Annotated in this window: 13 protein-coding genes; 12 read left to right on the top strand and 1 reads right to left on the bottom strand. The window is 74.5% G+C overall.

The window, feature by feature from the left end; genetic code table 11:
* The first annotated feature begins 1 nt into the window (after position 1).
* The 10 genes from EES41_RS38605 (at position 2) to EES41_RS38650 (ending at position 9,253) form a co-directional block, all read left to right on the top strand.
* Positions 2-940, top strand: a complete 939-nt coding sequence (locus EES41_RS38605) for an ABC transporter ATP-binding protein (protein WP_123083193.1) — start codon at positions 2-4, stop codon at positions 938-940.
* 11 nt (positions 941-951) lie between these two features.
* Positions 952-1,692, top strand: coding sequence for an ABC transporter permease (locus EES41_RS38610; protein ID WP_158071260.1), 741 nt, complete (start codon positions 952-954; stop codon positions 1,690-1,692).
* Entirely contained in the window at positions 1,689-2,579 is an 891-nt protein-coding gene (locus tag EES41_RS38615; protein ID WP_123083194.1) for an ABC transporter permease, read from the top strand. Before EES41_RS38610 ends, EES41_RS38615 begins: the two co-directional genes overlap by 4 nt.
* A gap of 26 nt (positions 2,580-2,605) precedes the next feature.
* Positions 2,606-3,928 (top strand): ATP phosphoribosyltransferase regulatory subunit, encoded by a 1,323-nt coding sequence (locus EES41_RS38620; protein ID WP_123083195.1) that lies wholly within the window; start codon positions 2,606-2,608, stop codon positions 3,926-3,928.
* Between the two features lie 96 nt (positions 3,929-4,024).
* Positions 4,025-5,395, top strand: coding sequence for a UDP binding domain-containing protein (locus EES41_RS38625; protein WP_254211879.1), 1,371 nt, complete (start codon positions 4,025-4,027; stop codon positions 5,393-5,395).
* A gap of 98 nt (positions 5,396-5,493) precedes the next feature.
* Positions 5,494-6,411: an NAD(P)-dependent oxidoreductase gene (locus EES41_RS38630; RefSeq protein ID WP_123083196.1), complete on the top strand. Its 918-nt coding sequence runs from the start codon at positions 5,494-5,496 to the stop codon at positions 6,409-6,411.
* Positions 6,399-7,100 carry a PIG-L deacetylase family protein gene (locus tag EES41_RS38635; protein WP_254211880.1) on the top strand — a complete coding sequence of 234 codons (702 nt, stop codon included), beginning with the start codon at positions 6,399-6,401 and terminating at the stop codon, positions 7,098-7,100. Before EES41_RS38630 ends, EES41_RS38635 begins: the two co-directional genes overlap by 13 nt.
* A 110-nt stretch (positions 7,101-7,210) precedes the next feature.
* Positions 7,211-8,602 carry a helix-turn-helix transcriptional regulator gene (locus EES41_RS38640; RefSeq protein ID WP_123083197.1) on the top strand — a complete coding sequence of 464 codons (1,392 nt, stop codon included), beginning with the start codon at positions 7,211-7,213 and terminating at the stop codon, positions 8,600-8,602.
* A gap of 143 nt (positions 8,603-8,745) precedes the next feature.
* Positions 8,746-8,961 (top strand): hypothetical protein, encoded by a 216-nt coding sequence (locus EES41_RS38645; RefSeq protein ID WP_123083198.1) that lies wholly within the window; start codon positions 8,746-8,748, stop codon positions 8,959-8,961.
* Between the two features lie 79 nt (positions 8,962-9,040).
* Positions 9,041-9,253: a hypothetical protein gene (locus EES41_RS38650; protein ID WP_123083199.1), complete on the top strand. Its 213-nt coding sequence runs from the start codon at positions 9,041-9,043 to the stop codon at positions 9,251-9,253.
* Positions 9,254-9,371: 118 nt separating this feature from the next.
* Here EES41_RS38650 and EES41_RS38655 read toward each other — a convergent pair whose 3' ends face one another.
* Positions 9,372-12,371 (bottom strand): BTAD domain-containing putative transcriptional regulator, encoded by a 3,000-nt coding sequence (locus EES41_RS38655; RefSeq protein WP_254211881.1) that lies wholly within the window; start codon positions 12,369-12,371, stop codon positions 9,372-9,374.
* 340 nt (positions 12,372-12,711) lie between these two features.
* Here EES41_RS38655 and EES41_RS38660 point away from each other — a divergent pair, with 340 nt between their 5' ends.
* Together EES41_RS38660 and EES41_RS38665 are read left to right on the top strand one after the other, a co-directional pair.
* Entirely contained in the window at positions 12,712-13,932 is a 1,221-nt protein-coding gene (locus EES41_RS38660) for a cytochrome P450 (RefSeq protein WP_123083200.1), read from the top strand.
* 87 nt (positions 13,933-14,019) lie between these two features.
* Positions 14,020-15,780: an alpha/beta fold hydrolase gene (locus EES41_RS38665; protein WP_164496199.1), complete on the top strand. Its 1,761-nt coding sequence runs from the start codon at positions 14,020-14,022 to the stop codon at positions 15,778-15,780.
* Positions 15,781-15,791 lie beyond the last annotated feature (11 nt).

Consider the following 15,791-nt stretch of genomic DNA (forward strand, 5'->3'; position numbering starts at 1 on the left):
CATGGCGATCGTCGACGTACAGGAACTCGGCCGGGTGTTCACCCCCCGCCGGGGCGCCGGGGTCACCGCGCTGGACGGGGTGACCCTCAGCATCGGGGAGGGGGAGGTGCTCGGTCTGCTCGGCCCGAACGGCGCCGGCAAGACCACCCTCTCCCGCATCCTGACCACCCTGCTGCTGCCCACCTCCGGCACCGCCCGGATCGGCGGCTACGACGTGGTGCGCCAGTCCAAGGAGGTCCGCCGCCTGATCGGCCTGGTCCTGGGCGGCGACCGAGGCCTCTACGGACGGCTGACGGCGCGCCAGAACCTGCTGTACTGGGGCGCCCTCCAGGGCCTCGGCAGCAGGACCGCCCGGCAGCGCACCGACGAGATGCTGGAGCGCTTCGGGCTGGGCTCCCGCGCGGACGACCGCGTCGAGCTGTTCTCCCGCGGCATGGTGCAGCGGGTCCACCTCGCCCGGGCCCTGCTCAGCCGCCCCCCGCTGCTGATCATGGACGAGCCCACCAACGGCATGGACCCGCACGCCGGGGCAGGCTTCCGCGAGCTCGTCCACGAGCTGAAGGGGGCGGGCTGCACCATCGTCCTGACCACCCACGACATGCACGAGGCCCAGGACGTCTGCACCCGCATCGCCCTCATCGACCACGGCCGCATCCTGCGCATCGGCGCCGCCGGGGAGCTGCTGGCCCGCATCGGCGCGCCCCGCACCATCCGCGCCGAGGGCGTGACGGCGGAGGCCGCCGCGCGGATCGCGGAGCTGCCCGGCACCGTCGAGGTGACCGAGCAGGGCAGCCTCACCGCCCGGCTCGACGGCGCGCAGGCCCAGTCCGCGGCGCTGGCCGTGCTGGTGGAGACGCGGGCCACCGAGATCGCGGTGGCGCCGCCCGGGCTCACCGAGCTGTACCGCACGGTCATCACCGACCGGGAGTTCGCGCTCTGATGCTCCACTTCATGCGCGCCCAGGCACAGATGCTGATGCGGTCGCCCCAGCTCTTCGCCACCCTCGTGGTGATCCCGTTCTACTCGCTGGTCTTCTTCCACTTCCTCAAGGCCCACCACCAGGGCGAGCTGGCCACCACCACGGCCCTCACCGCCTTCCTGATGGGCGCCTGGTCCCACGCGGTGTTCGTGGCCTCGCAGGCGGTGGACGACGACCGGGCCCAGGGCACCCTGAGCCTCTCCCTGCTGACCCCGACCCGCTACCTGCTGGCGCTGGCGACCCGGACCCTGCTCACCACCTCGCTCGCACTGCCGGTGCTCGGCGAGATGTTCCTCGTCGGCCGCTGGGTGTTCGGGCTGCCGATCCGGGTGGAACGCCCGGGGCTCACCCTGCTGGTCGCGGCGCTCGTGACGGCAGGAGTCGCGGCGACCGCGCTGCTGATGAGCGGCCTGATGATCCTCGTCCGCGCCGCCCGCAGCCTCCAGAACGCCCTGACCTACCCCTTCTACCTGCTGGGCGGACTGATCCTGCCGATCGCGACGCTCCCCGAACCGCTGCGGTGGATCGCCCGGGGCTTCTTCCTCTCCTGGGGCGCGCAACTGCTCCGCGACGCCGCCGCCGGGCCGGTGCCCGAACTGGGCGCCCGGCTGGCCGTGCTGTGCGCCCTGGTCGCCCTCCAGATGGCCGCCGGGCTGTGGGCCGTCCGGCGGGTGCTGTCCTTCGTACGCAGTGGACGGGTGGTTCTCCAATGACCGAGCTCGCTCCCGAACGCCTCCCCGGTCGCGTTCCCGGCCGCCCGCGCGGCGACCTCGCCCCGGATCCGCTCTCCGGGCGGCGCGCCTCGCCGCCCGCCCGGCTCCGGGCCGCCGCCCGCCAGGTCGCCTACGGCGCACTGGCCAGCTTCCAGGACTACCGCGCGATGTTCACGCTGCGGACCTGGCTGTTCGGCTGGACCGTACGCCTGATCTGCCAGGTGCTGTTCTTCGCCAGCCTGGGCCGGCTGGTGGGCTCGCCCTCCGCCGAGGCCTACCTCGCGTTCGGCAACGCCGCGATCCTCGGGCCGCTCGGCTCGCTCGGCGTGGTCTCCTCCACCGTCGGCGAACGGGTCTCCGGCACCCTGGAGTTCCTGCTCCTCAGCCGGGGCAGCACCTTCCTGGTGCTGGCCTCGCGGGGTCTGCACTGGATGGCGGACGGTCTGCTGACCTCGACCATCGCCCTCTGCGTGGTCTCCCCGCTGCTGGGAGTGCCGCTGCACTGGGCGGCGTTGCCGGCGATCCTCGCCGTGCTCTGCCTGAGCACGCTCTCCTGCTACTGCCTGGCCCTGTGCATGACCAGCGTCAGTGTGCGCAGGCCCGGCTCCCGGATGTACCTGACCGCCGGCACCACCATCGTGCTGATGCTGCTCGCCGGGGTCACCACGGCGGTGCCGCAGGCCGGCGCCGCGGGCCTGCTGGCCCGGATCCTGCCGCTCACCCACGGCCTGTCGGCGGCGCGGACGCTGGCCGCCGGCGGCCCGCTCGACCTGGGCGCGGTGGCCGGTGAGGCCGCGGTCGCGGCGGGCTGGGGGCTGCTGGCCTGGCTGCTGCTGACCAGAGCGCTGCGGCACACCGTCCGCACCGGATCACTGTCATTGCGCTGAGCGCGCTCCCAGGGGAGGGACGACACATGAGTTACGCGTTCGAGGCGCTGCCCCGAGGGTTCAGCGATCTGGTGGGCGAGGAGGCCGCGCAGGGGGTGTGGGCCGAGTCGATGTTCCGGTCGGTGACGCGCAGCTTCGGCTTCGCGCCCGTCACGGTGGCGCCGGTCGGCTACGCCGAGACCTTCGAGCAGTTCGGCTCCGCGGCCACCGGCCGCATCTTCGCCTTCGAGGACCTCTCCGGGAGGCGCCTCGCCCTGACGGCGGACTCGCTGGTGGCCGTACTACGGGCACTGGCCGGGTCGGGACGGCTGACCGGCGGCGCCAGCGCCCTCGGCGCCGCCTGCGTGCCCATCGCCCGGTACCGGCGCAAGCGGCACCGGGGCTGGAGCCAGGCGGTCGCGGTCATCTGCAACGAGGCCGACGAACTCGCCGCTGACCTGACCCTGCTGCGGCTCTGGGCCGAGCTCTTCGAGGTCCTGGGCCCGGCCGCCGGGGGGCGGCTGGAGTACTGCGACTACGGGGTGCTCGACGCGATCGCCGCCGACGAGGGCCTGAGCCCCGCCGCCGCCCGCAACGCGCTCCACCACCGTCGCCGCGGGCCGGCGCCGGAGCCCGGGGAGCCGCGGGAGGCGGAGCAGGCTCCGGCGCCCGGGGAATCGCAGGACGCCGCACAGGTGCTGCCGCCCGGGGAGCCGCGGGAGGCGGAGCCCGCTCCGCCGTCCCCCGCGGGCTTCCTGCGGCGCCTGGACCGGCTCTCCGCGCTCTGCCGCGGCCTGCCGCCGCATGAGGCTCCGGACCGGGTGGCGGCGGCGGAGCCGGTGACCGGGGAGCGGATGGCCCATCTGCGGACCGTCCTGGCGATCGCCCACGAGCTGGGCGTACGGGTGGAGTTCGCCCTGGACTGGGAGCACGCGCCGGAGTACCAGGCCGGGTTGTGCTTCCTGGCCCGCACCGGTGACGGCCGCACGCTCGGGGACGGCGGCGGCTACCACCACATGGTGCGCACCCTGGACATCGGGCTGAGCAGCTGCTGGAGCACCAGCGCCTCGGTCAACCTGCTGGCCGAGCTGGGGCCGGTGCCCGAGGCGGAGTGCGTGCACCTGATGCGCATGCCCTCCGCCGACCTGCGCACCTTCATGGCCGTCGCCCGGCGGCTGCGCGGAGCCGGGTACGACGTGCTGGAGCACTGGCAGCCCCGGCGGCTCGGGCGCCAGCTCCGCCGGGTGCCGGCCCGGCCCAGCCAGTGGTTCGCGCTGGTGGGGGAGAAGGAGGCCGCCTCCGGACGGCTGACCCTGCAGAACGCGGCCGCCACCGGGGTCACCAGGGACCTGGACCTGAACCCGGTGTAATTTTTTTTGACTTCGTTTGTGACTGGAATATTGACTAGCTTGTCAATCTCTCCATATGATCCAGTCAATTAGATTCGACCCAAGGGAGCAAGGCCGATGAAGCCCTCGACGTCCCCGCGCCCGCTGTCGGCGGCGCTCCAGGACCGGACGGAGTCCGTCACGGTGTGGGGGGCGGGCTACATCGGTCTGTCCGCCGCGTGCGCCCTGGCCGGAGCGGGATTCCCCTGCACGGTGCTCGACACCGACGGGAACCGGGTCAGCCAGATCAACGCCGGCGTGGTGCCGCTGCCGGGCTTCGAGGACGTCATCCCCCTCGCCGAAGCGCGCTCCGGCGGGCGGCTGCGGGCGGCGTCCCCCGAGGACGCCGCGGCGGTCGCCGCCCGGGTGCACCTGGTCTGCGTCAACACCGACCGCGACGGCCGACCGGTGACCGGGCCGCTGACCGAGGTGCTCACCGCCATCGCCGGGGCCCGCACCGGCGGCGAGACCCTGATCGCCCTGGAGAGCACGGTCAGCCTGCGCTGGCTCGACGAACTGGTGCCCGCCGCGCTCGGCGCGGCCCCCGCGAGCGACCCGTCGCTCCACCTGGTGGCCGCGCCCCGCCGGGACTGGATGCTCTCCCCCGAGATGAACCTGCGGACCCTGCCCCGCGTGGTGGGCACCGCCCGCCCGGAGTCCCTGCCCCTGGCCCGGGAGCTGTACGAGGCGATCAGCGAGGTCGTCCATCCCGCGCCGGACTGGCGGCACGCCGGGCTGACCAAGCCGGTGGAGAACCTCTACCGCTACCTGGACCTGGTGCTGACCAACCAGCTCGCCGAGGCGTACCCGGGCCTGGACGTGCCCGAGGTGCTGCGGCTGGCCGGCACCAAGTGGAACGTGCCCACCTTCCACCCCTCCATCGGCATCGGCGGCTACTGCATCCCGCTCAGCCCCCGGTTCGCCGTCGACGGGGCGGGCGAGGGCCCGGGCGAGGGCCCGGGCCCGGCCGAGGACGGCCTGCTGCCGCTGGTCGCCGCCGCGATGGCCTGGGACGGGGACCACCCGGCCCGGGTCGCGGAATCGATCCTCCGGATCGCCGACGGCCCCATCGGCATCCTCGGCCTCAGCTACGCGCCCAACGCCCGGATCGTCGAGGGATCGCCCGCCCGGCGGCTCGCCGAGCACCTGCTCGCCCGCGGCGCCGACGTGCTGCTGCACGACCCGTACTTCACCCCAGAGGAGATCACCTCCCTCACCGGCGCCCGGCCGCTGAGCTGGCCGGACGACCTGGGCAGCCTCGGCACGCTGGTCGCCGTCACCCCGCACGACCTCTACGGCGACCTGCCCGCCCGCCTCGCCGCGCTGGCGGACCCGCCGGCGGTCGTGGACAACCTCGGCAGCTACGGCGCCACGCTGCGCGGCACCGCCGTCCGCTACGCGGAATGGGGCACCCCCGCCACGCGACCCGCCGCCGAGCCCCGGCCCTGAGCCCCGCCACCGCGTCCCGGCCCTGAGCCCCGGCCGCCCGGCCCCCGTACGCACACCCTTCACCCACCGCGCCCGCGCACCAGCACCAGGGAGACCTCATGAAAGCCGTCGTCACAGGCGGAAGCGGATTCCTCGGCAGCACCATCGCCTGCCGACTGATCGAGGAGGGCCACGACGTCACCGTCCTCGACCTGAAGCCCATCGGCACCAAGGGCCTGCGCCCCGACGCCCGCTTCGTCCAGGGCGACGTCCGCGACTCCGAACTGCTGATGAAGACCTTCCAGGGCGCCGACGAGGTCTACCACCTGGCAGGCGTCCTCGGCACCTCCGAGCTCCAGGAGACCCCGCAGGAAGCCATCGACGTCAACATCGGCGGCACCGTCAAGGTCTTCGAGGCGGCCGGCACCTGCGGGGTGCCCCGGGTCTTCTACCCCGGCAAGCCCAACGTCTGGCTGAACACCTACACCATCACCAAGGCGGCGGCCGAGTCCTTCGCCCAGATGGCCAACGAGTCCGGCCCCAGCCGCATCTGCTCCCTGCGCTACTACAACGCCTACGGCCCCGGCCAGGCCCTGCTCCCCATCCGCAAGATCGTCCCCGCCTTCGCCGCACAGGCCATGCGGGGCCTGCCGATCCAGGTCTACGGCGACGGCGAGCAGATCGTCGACATGGTCTACTCCCACGACCTCGCCGACATGACCATCCGCTTCACCCGCACCGAGCGCACCGACGTGATCCCGGACTGCGGCAGCGGGATCAGCGTCAGCGTCAACGAGGTGGCCGCCTCGGTCAACGAGCACTTCGGCAACGCCGCGGGCATCCGGCACCTGCCGATGCGCCCGGGCGAGGTGCCGCGCACCGTCCTCACCGCCGACATGACCGAGCTGCGCGAGGTCCTCGGCGAGCCGCGGCTGAGCGACTACACCACCTCGCTCGCGGAGACCCTGGACTGGTACGCCCGGCTGCCCGCCGAGGAGATCGACAAGACGGTGGCCTTCTACGGATGGCAGGTGTGAGCGGCGCCCCCGCCGCCGCACCGGACGCCGGGCACCACCCGGCCACCGTACTGGTGGTGGTCGCCCACCCCGACGACGCGGAGATCGCCGCCGGGGGCACCATCGCCCGCCTCAGTTCGTCCGGGGTCCGGGTGGTCACCGCCGTCCTCTCCCTGCCCGAGTCCGGTGCGCAGGGCGAGCGGCGCACCCGGTACACCGAGCGGGCGGCCGAGACCCTCGGCTACGAACTGCGCTGGCCGACCCGCGGCGAGAACCGGCAGGTCGCCGACATCGGGGAGATCGCCCTGGTGGCCGCCGTTGACCGGCTGATCGCCGAGGTCGCCCCCCGGGCGGTGCTCACCCACTGGAGCGGCGACGGCCACGCGGACCACCGCCTCACCGCCCGGGCGGCCGCCGCCGCGACCCGCACCTGCCGCGTCGACCTCTACGGGATGCGGCCGGGCGAGACCCGTACCCCGGCGTTCTCCCGCTTCGCCCCGCAGGTGTTCGTGGACATCACCGCGCACTCCGCCGCCAAGCGGCGCGCCCTGGAACCCTTCGCCACCGCCCGGCCCGGCTTCCGGCCCGTCGACCTGGCTGCGGTGGAGGCCGCGGACCGCTTCCACGGGAGCCTGAGCGGAACCGACCGCGCGGAGAGCTTCGTCGTGGAGCGGGCCCACGGGCTCGGGGGGCTGCTCGCCGCCGGCTGAACCTGCGGGGCCGGGGACTGCGGCGGCCCGGCTCCGCCTGGCCTTGACCGAGTATATTCACTATATTCACTCGGGATGTCCTGCCGTCAGTCACAATAGGGGGAGCCGTCATGGCGGAATCGCAGACTCTGGGGTCACGGATCCGCCGGCTGCGCCGCGAAGCCGGCCTGTCGCAGATGGACCTGGCCGGCGAGAACCTCTCCCCGAGCTACATCTCGCTGCTGGAGGCGGGCAAGCGCACCCCCTCCCCGGAGGTCCTGGAACAGATCGCCGCCCGGCTCGGCTGCGCCCCCGGGCAGCTGCTGGAACTGCTGGCGCCCGAACGGCACGAGACCCTCCAGACGGACCTGCGCTACGCGGAGATCAGCCTGCGCAACGGCGACCCCAAGACCGCCCTGGACACCTACACCGCGGTCCGAGACAAGGCCGCGGCCGCCGGGCAGGACGGCATCCGGCTGTCCGCCGAGTACGGCGCGGCCCAGGCCCTGGAGCACGACGGCCGGCTGGAGGAGGCCGCCGACCGCTACCAGGCGCTGCTGGACCACGCCGGATACGGACAGTCCCTGATCCCGCGGCTGGCGGTGGCGGTGGCACTGTGCCGCTGCTACCGCGAGACGGGCGACCTGGCCCATGCGATCGACCTGGCCAACGCCACCCTGGAGGAGGCCCGCGCGCTCCGGCTCACCCCGACCGTGCTGGGCGTCGAACTGCTGGCCACCCTCGTCGGGCTGTACTGCGAGCGCGGCGACCTGCACCGCGCGGCCGCCCTGGCCCGGACCGCCATCGAGGAGGCGGAGGGCATCGACGACCGCAAGGCCCTGGGCGCCGCCTACTGGAACGCCGGAGTGGTGGCGCACCGGGGCGGCGCCTCCGCCGACGCCCTGCTGCTGCTCGAACGCGCCCTGGCCATCTACTCCGAGGGCGACGACGCCCGGGCGCTGTCCCGGCTGCGCAACGCGTACGCGTCGGTGCTGATGCAGTCGGAGTCCGGTGACATCGCGGAGGCCAAGTCGCAGCTGGTGCGCAGCGCCGAGACCCTCGCCGACCACGGCAGCACCGTGGACATGGCGTACTGCGAGACCGCGCTCGCCCGCGCCTGCCTGCTGGAGTCCGACCCCCGGCAGGCCGGGGAGCACGCCCGGCGGGCCCTTGAACTGCTGGGCCCCGGACACCGGCTGGAGACCGCGCGCACCCTCCTGGTGCTGGCGGGCGCCCAACTGCAACTCGGCGACGCCGAGGCGGCCGAGGCCGGCTGCGAGCGGGCCGCGCTGCTGCTGGAGGCCTCCGAGGCGGACCGGCAGGCGGCCTCCGCCTGGAACGACCTCGGCGAACTGCTGGAGCGCTCCGGGCGCACCGAGCGGGCCGTGTGGGCCTTCCGCCAGAGCCTGCGCTGCCTCGGCCAGCGCAGCAGCCTGCTCCCGGCCGCCGCCGACGGACCGGCCGCCGCCGGATCGGCCGCAGGCCGGGCGGGAGCCGCCGGGCCCGCCGACCGCGGGCGATAGGCGATAGACGCGGCCGTAGATCAATTGCAGATATCGTGTTGATCGCCGGCGCCTAACGTCGGAGGAGACAGCGCGGGAACGGGCGATCGCCCCTTCCCGACACCGCTCATCGGTTCCTCCCCGCGACGAAAGCAGACGCCCGCATGCCGCACGCAGCCAGCCGCACCACCGGTGTCCGTACGTCCGGCGGGGCCGTCACCGGCCCGTTCCGGCACCGCAGCGTTCAAGCGGTGGTCCTGGCCCTGCTGCTCGCGGCCTGGCCCGCCGAACTCGCCACGGCGACGGCACCGGAGTTCCGCGGCGTACTGACGGGGATCGAGAGCGCCGCGCACACCAAGGACATTCCCCTCTGCTGCTGACGGAACCCGTCAGCGGCCACGCACCACCCGCTCGACCCACCGGCAGACCACCGGTGGTGAACGTCAAGGAGGACCCCTCATGTTCAAGCTGCCCCGTGCCTGTGCGGCACTCGGTCTGACGCTGCTCGCCGCGACCGCCCTGGGCGCCGCCGGTCTCGCCCCCGCCGCCCTCGCGCACACCCCCACGCCGGTGGGCCAGCGCGTCGCGGTCCAGGCCGACGGCGTGGGGAACGACGCCGCGCCCGAGGTCAACAACACCGGGTCCAGCTTCGACCCGCGCGAGAAGATGTGATCCACGGCTGACGGGAGGCCGTCCGACGGCGCGGGTACCCCCGCCCCGGGCGGCCTTTTCCGTACGCGCCCCCGGGCGGCCCCCTTTCCGTACGCGCCCCCGTCGCGCGGCCGCGCCGTCAGCCCAGCCCGGCCAGCAGCTTCGACACGTCGGCCGCGTCGGGCAGCCCGAGGCGGGTGAAGACCCCGTGGGCCTCCGTCAGATGGCCCCTGGCCCGGCCCGTTTCCCCCAGACCGGCCAGCGCCCGCCCCATCGCGACCAGGGAGTGCGCCCGGTCCCGCTCGGAGCACGCCTCCTCGCAGCGGGCGACCGCCGCGGCCGCGTGCTCCACGGCCTCCAGCTCCCGCCCGGTGCTGCGCAGGGTCTCCGCCAGCCGGTAGAGCACCTGCGCCTCCCGCTCCCGCAGCCCGGCCGCCCGGCACACCGCCAGGGCCTCGCCGTAGCGGGCCACCGCCTCCTCGTAGCGGCCCAGTTCGTGCAGGGCCAGGCCCAGCACGTAGAGGGCGTAGGCCGCACTGGCGTCGTCGTCCAGCTCGCGCATCAGCGCCAGCGCGGACTCGCAGGACGGAATGGCCTCCTCGGAGCGCCCGCTGCGCACCCGCGCCAGCGCCGCGTTGACGGTGGTCACCGCCGCACCGGAGCGGTGTCCCAGCGTGTGCGCGAGGGCGATCGCCTCGTCGTAGCAGGCCGCCGCCTCCTCGAAGCGGCGCAGGAACTGCGCCACCAGGCCCAGGTCGTTGAGGGCCTGGCGCAGGGTGTACACGTCCCCCGCGGCGCGCGCCGCCTCGACGGCCAGCCCGGCGTGCCGCCCCGCGTCGGCGATCCGGTCGGCGCGCAGCGCGATGCCCCCGCAGAGCATCCGGGCCCGCCCGATGATCCTCGGGCAGCCGGTCAGTTCCGCGGTCTCGGTCAGCGCCAGCGCCACCGGGGTCATCCGGTCGTACCACACGGCGTGGGTGTACGGGCTGACCGCGAGCAGCAGGTCCACGGCGCTGCCGAGCCGGTCCTGCGCCGCGTCAGGCAGGCGCAGGGTGACGGTGCTCAGCGCGGCCGCGACCAGGCCGTCGATCTCGGCCGCCACCCAGGCGCGGGCGGCGTGCACGTCGCGGAACTCCAGCCCGGCCGACCGCAGCGGGCCGAACGCGTCCGCCACCGGATCCCCGGGGATCGCGTGCGGGAACGCGCTGGCGGCCGTCGCCAGCAGGAAGTCCAGCAGCCGGCCGAGGGCCGCCGCCGCCTCCGCGGGGTCGTGCGACTCGGCGCGCTGCCGGGCGAAGACCCGTACGAGGTCGTGGTAGCCGTAACGGCCGGGCTTGGCGGACTCCAGCATCGCGGCATCGGTCAGCGACTCCAGCAGGACCTCCGCCGTGGGCTCGTCGACACCCATCGCGGCGGCAGCCGCCGGTACCCCGATGTCCGCCGCGCCGGCCAGGGCGACCAGCCGGAAGGCCCGCGCCTGGGCGCCGGTGAGCTGCTGGTAGCCCAGTTCGAAGGCGGCGTCGATGGCCAGCGCGCCGATCCGCAGTTCGGCGATGCGCCGCTGCTCGTCCGCCAGGCGCGCGGTCAGCGTCGCCACCGACCAGGCGGGCCGGGCCGACAGCCGGGTGGCCACGATCCGCACCGCGAGCGGCAGATGGCCGCAGGTCTCGACCAGCCGCAGGGCGTCCTCCCGCTGCGCCGCCAGGCGCTCCCGGCCGATGATCGAGCCGAGCAGGGCCAGCGCCTCGTCGCTGCGGAACGGCTCCAGCAGGAGCTGGGACGTCAACGGCAGGTCGAACATGGGCGATCTGCTGGTGAGGATGACGGCGCAGCTGGCCGATCCCGGTATCAGCTCCCGGACCTGGGCGGCGTCCCGGGCGTTGTCCAGGACGATCAGCAGCCGTCTCCCGTCCACCAGCGACCGGAAGAGCCGGCAGCGCTCCTCGACGCCGTCGGGCACCTTGTCCTCGGGCACGCCGAGCGCGGCCAGGAACCCGGCCAGGACGAAGCCCGGCTTGGCCGGGTCGGCGCCGCTGCCCCGCAGGTCGGCGTGGAGCTGGCCGTCGGGGTAGTGGGCGCGGGCCCGGTGGGCGATGTGCAGGGTGAGGCAGGTCTTGCCGACGCCGCCCATCCCGGCGGCGGCCAGTACGACCGGGGTCCGGCGCACCGGCTCGGTGAGCAGCGCGTGCCAGGCGTCGACCTGCTCGGTCCGGCCGACGAAGTCCGGTGCGTCGTAGGGGAGCTGGGCGGGCACCGGCGCCGCCGCCGGGTGCGCGGCGGTCTGGGGCCCGGCGCTCCGGTGTGCCTCCGCCGAGGGCGGCGGATTCGGCCGGTCCGCCGCGCCGTCCTCCCGCCGCGGCGGGTACGCGTACGGGTCCGCGGCCCCGTCGGCGGCCTCGTCGTCGCCCGGCTCCGGCGGCTCCGCGGGCAGCGCCGGGCAGGCCCCGGCCAGCGCGGGGTCGCCGACGAGGATCCGCCGGTGCACCTCGGCCAGTTCCGGACCGGGCTCGATGCCCTGCTCCTCGATGAGCAGGTCCCGTACCCGGCTGAACACCGCGAGGGCGTCGGCCTGGCGGCCCGCACCGTACAGCGCGCGCATCAGCAGGCCGTACGGGCGTTCCCGCAGCGGATGGGCGTCGGTCAGCTCGACCAGGTCCGGGATGGCCGGGCGGTGGTGGCCGAGGGCCAGGGCGAGCTCGAAGCGCTCTTCGAGCAGGGCCAGCCGCAGCTCCTCCAGCCGGACGCGCTGGCGCTCCGCGAACGGGCCGGGCACCCCGGCCAGCGGCTCCCCCTGCCACAGGTCCAGGGCCCGTGCCAGGAACTGCCGGGCCTGCGGCACCCGGCCGCCGGCGGAGGCGCGCGCGGCCTCGGCGGCCAGCTCCTCGGCCCGGTACACGTCCAGGGCCGCGCCGGGCACGGTCAGCCGGTACCCGTCGCCGGCCAGTTCCAGGACGGTCGGCGCGGCGCCGTCGGGCTCCAGCAGCTTGCGCAGCCGCCAGACGTAGGTGCGGATGGTGGTCACCGCACGGGTCGGCGGCGCGTCGGCCCAGAGCGCGCCGACGATCTGCGCCATGGAGACGGGCTGGTTGGCGCGCAGCAGCAGCAGCGACAGCAGCGCCTGCTGCTGCGGCGGCCCCACCCGCAGTTCGACATCCCCCCGGTATGCCCGAACCGCGCCAAGAACCTCGAAACGGAATCCTCCAGCCACCTGCGTATCCCCTCACAACGGCCAGTAGTGCGAACGTTCATGATCGCTCGTGAACACGGCCTAAGACGGCCCCCACAGGTCCGGGGCTGCGTTCCGGCGGCAACGGGCGGGTAAATGACCGTCCCTTGACCGAGTGCGCTCCGCCGGCGCGGACAACCGGATGCCGCTGCCGCGATCCGGGGAGTGGTCCCCACTTGGCCCCCGCTCCGTGCTAGCGTCCCTCCCATGGAAACGGGGAGTGGTCCCCGGTTGTCGTGAGGGAGGAACCGCCGTGCCTGCACCGACCCTTGAGGAACTCGCCCCAGCGGGAAGCGACCTGACCGCCGACCCCCACCCCGCCCTCGCGGCGCTCCGCGAGCGCGGCCGCGTGCACCGCGTCCACGTACCCGGAACCGGTGACGTCTGGCTCGTCCTCGGACGGGACGAGGTGCGCGCGGCGCTGACGGACCAGCGGCTGCGCAACGACGTCCGGCACTCCGCGACCTGGGAGAGCGACGGCGGACACGCCATCGGCCTCAACATGCTCCAGACCGACGCGCCCCGGCACACCCGGCTGCGCGCCCTGGTCGCCCGCGAGTTCACCGCAGGACGGGTGGAAGCGCTGCGGCCCCGCGTCCAGCGGATCGCCGACGCGCTCCTCGACGCCCTCCCGCCGGCCGGCGGCTTCGACCTGGTCGCCGGCTACGCCCTCCCGCTGCCGCTGACCGTCATATGCGAGCTGCTCGGAGTGCCCGCCGGGGACCAGCACCTCTTCCACACCTGGTCGGCCGAGCTCGTGGCACCGTCCTCACCCGCCGCAGTCGCCGCCGCCGGCGCCGAGATGACCGCCTACTTCGGCTCGCTCATCACCGCCAAGGCCCTCGATCCGGGTACGGATCTGATGAGCGCCCTGGTCCTGGCGCCCGCGGGCGAGGAGGGGCTGTCCCCCGAGGAACTGCTCGGGATGGCCTTCCTCCTGCTCGTCGCGGGACACGAGACCACCGTCAACCTGATCTCCGGCGGCGTGCTCAGCCTGCTGCGCCACCCCGACCAGCTCGCCGCCCTGCGCGCCGACCCGGGCCTCCTGGCCGGCGCGGTCGAGGAGATGCTCCGCCACGACGGGCCCGTCACCGCCGCGGCCTTCCGGCACGCCGCCGAACCCGTGGAGATCGCCGGAGTCCGCATCCCGGCCGGCGACAGCCTGATGCTCTCCCTCGCCTCGGCCTCCCGGGACCCCGCCCACTTCCCCGACCCCGACCGCTTCGACATCCGGCGCCCCGCCCGCGGCCACCTCGCCTTCGGGCACGGCATCCACCACTGCCTGGGCGCGCCGCTGGCCCGCCTCGAAGGACGCATCGCCCTGGCGACCCTCCTGCGGCGGCTGCCGGACCTCACCCTGGACACCGACCCCGACTCCGTGGAGCGCCGCCCCGGCGCCATGCTCAGGGGCGTCGCCGCCCTCCCCGTGTCGTGGTCGCACACCCTCCCCGCACACCCGGCCACGACCACCTGACCCACACCGCCGCCCCCGGGTTGCGCCCCTTGCGGCCGGGGTAGTGAACGGGGGCGTGAGGTGACGTCGGGCGGGCTGGGGGGCCGGGTGGGGGCTGAGGCGGACGAGGGACGGCTCGGTGTGGTGTTCGTGCACGGGTTCCTGTCCTCGTCCGAGACCTGGAACCCGATCACCTCGCTGATCGCCGGAGACCCCGCGCTGGAGCGCGTCGACCCCCTCCTCTTCGACTACGAGTCCCGGCTGTGGCAGCCGGACCCCCGGCGCCGCATCCCCACGCTCAGGGTCGTCGCCGACATGCTGAAGGAGTTCCTCGACTCGCAGACCTCGGGACACCGGCGGCTGGCCCTGGTGGGCCACAGCCAGGGCGGGCTGGTCATCCAGTACTGCCTGGCCCGGATGCTCGGCGAGGGCCGGGGCAAGGACCTGGCCCGGATCCACCGTGTGGTGCTCTTCGCCTGCCCCAACAGCGGTACCCAGTGGGGGGCGGCGTTCCGGCGGGGACTGCTCAGGGGCAATCCGCAGGAACGGGACCTGCGGCCGCTCAACGAGGAGATCACGGAAGCCCGCCGGGTCGTCATGCGTGACATCGTGCGTGCCACCGAGGTCACCGAGCGGACCTGCCCCGTCCCCTTCGCCGTGTTCGCGGGACAGACGGACAACATCGTCCCGCCGGCGTCGGCCCAGGACGTCTTCCCGGACGTCTCCGTTCTCCCTGGCGACCACAACGGGATCATCCGCCCCGACACGCGCGAGCACCTGACCTACGCCGCCCTGCGACGCCACCTCGTCCTCTGCCTCCCGGACCCGCCGGCCGGTCCCGTCGAGGAGCGCCCCGCCCCACCCCCGCAGGACGCCCCGGCGGTTGCGGCGCCGGCCCCGGCCCCGCGAGCCACCCGCCCGCTCCACGGAGGCCACACCGGGCAGATCCGGTTCGCGGAATTCACGCCGGACGGGAAGGCGCTGGCCACCTTCGGCGCGAAGCGGCCGACCGCGCTCCTGTGGGACATGACGCACCCCCGGCCCACCGGCGCGGCCCTGACCGACGCCCAGTGGCGGACCTTCGGACGGCAGGTCACCCACGCCGTCTTCTCCCCGGACGGCAGAGTGCTCGTCACCGCCACGGAGATGAGGGTCGGCCCGGCGATGTACGCGCCGAAGAAGCTGCACCTGTGGGACACCGCCACCCAGCGGCCCCTGGGTGAGCCGCTCCAGGTGAGCCGCCTGGCGGTGGTGTCCGGCCTGGCGTACTCCCCACGGGGCGACCTGCTCGCGGTCGCCCCGGCCGCGAGCCCGGTCAAGCTGTGGAACCCGGGCACGCGCAAGTCCGTACGAACCCTGCGGCACACGTTCGGCACGGTCGAGGCGACCGCGTTCTCCCCCGACGGCCGGACGTTCGTGGCCGGGAGCTACCGCGGCGGGGACATGCGGATGTGGGACGTCGACACCGGGCGCCCCGACGGCGAACCCCTCGTCGGCCACACGGCGCCGGTCCACACCATCGTCTTCTCGCCCGACGGCGCGCTGCTCGCCACCGCCGCCATCGAGCGCACCGTCCGGATCTGGGACGTACGGGCCCGGCGCCAGGTATGGAGGCTGGACGCCGACCGCCGCGACCCGGTGTACGCCCTGCGGTTCTCCCCGGACGGCCGCCACCTGCTGACCGGTACCTCGGGCGGCAGGGTCACCCGGTGGGACGCGGGGACGGGAGAACGCAGCGGCGAGGACCTGCTGGTCGACTCCGTCGTCAAGGCCGTCGGGTTCACACCGGCCGGCGGCCTCCTGGTGGCCACGGGCGGTACGGTGCCACGCGTGTACGAGTGGAACCCCGCCCCGGCCAAGGGCCGTTAGGGCCTGTCCTT

The organism is Streptomyces sp. ADI95-16 (assembly GCF_003721495.1).
GTDB classification, from domain to species: Bacteria; Actinomycetota; Actinomycetes; order Streptomycetales; family Streptomycetaceae; genus Streptomyces; species Streptomyces goshikiensis.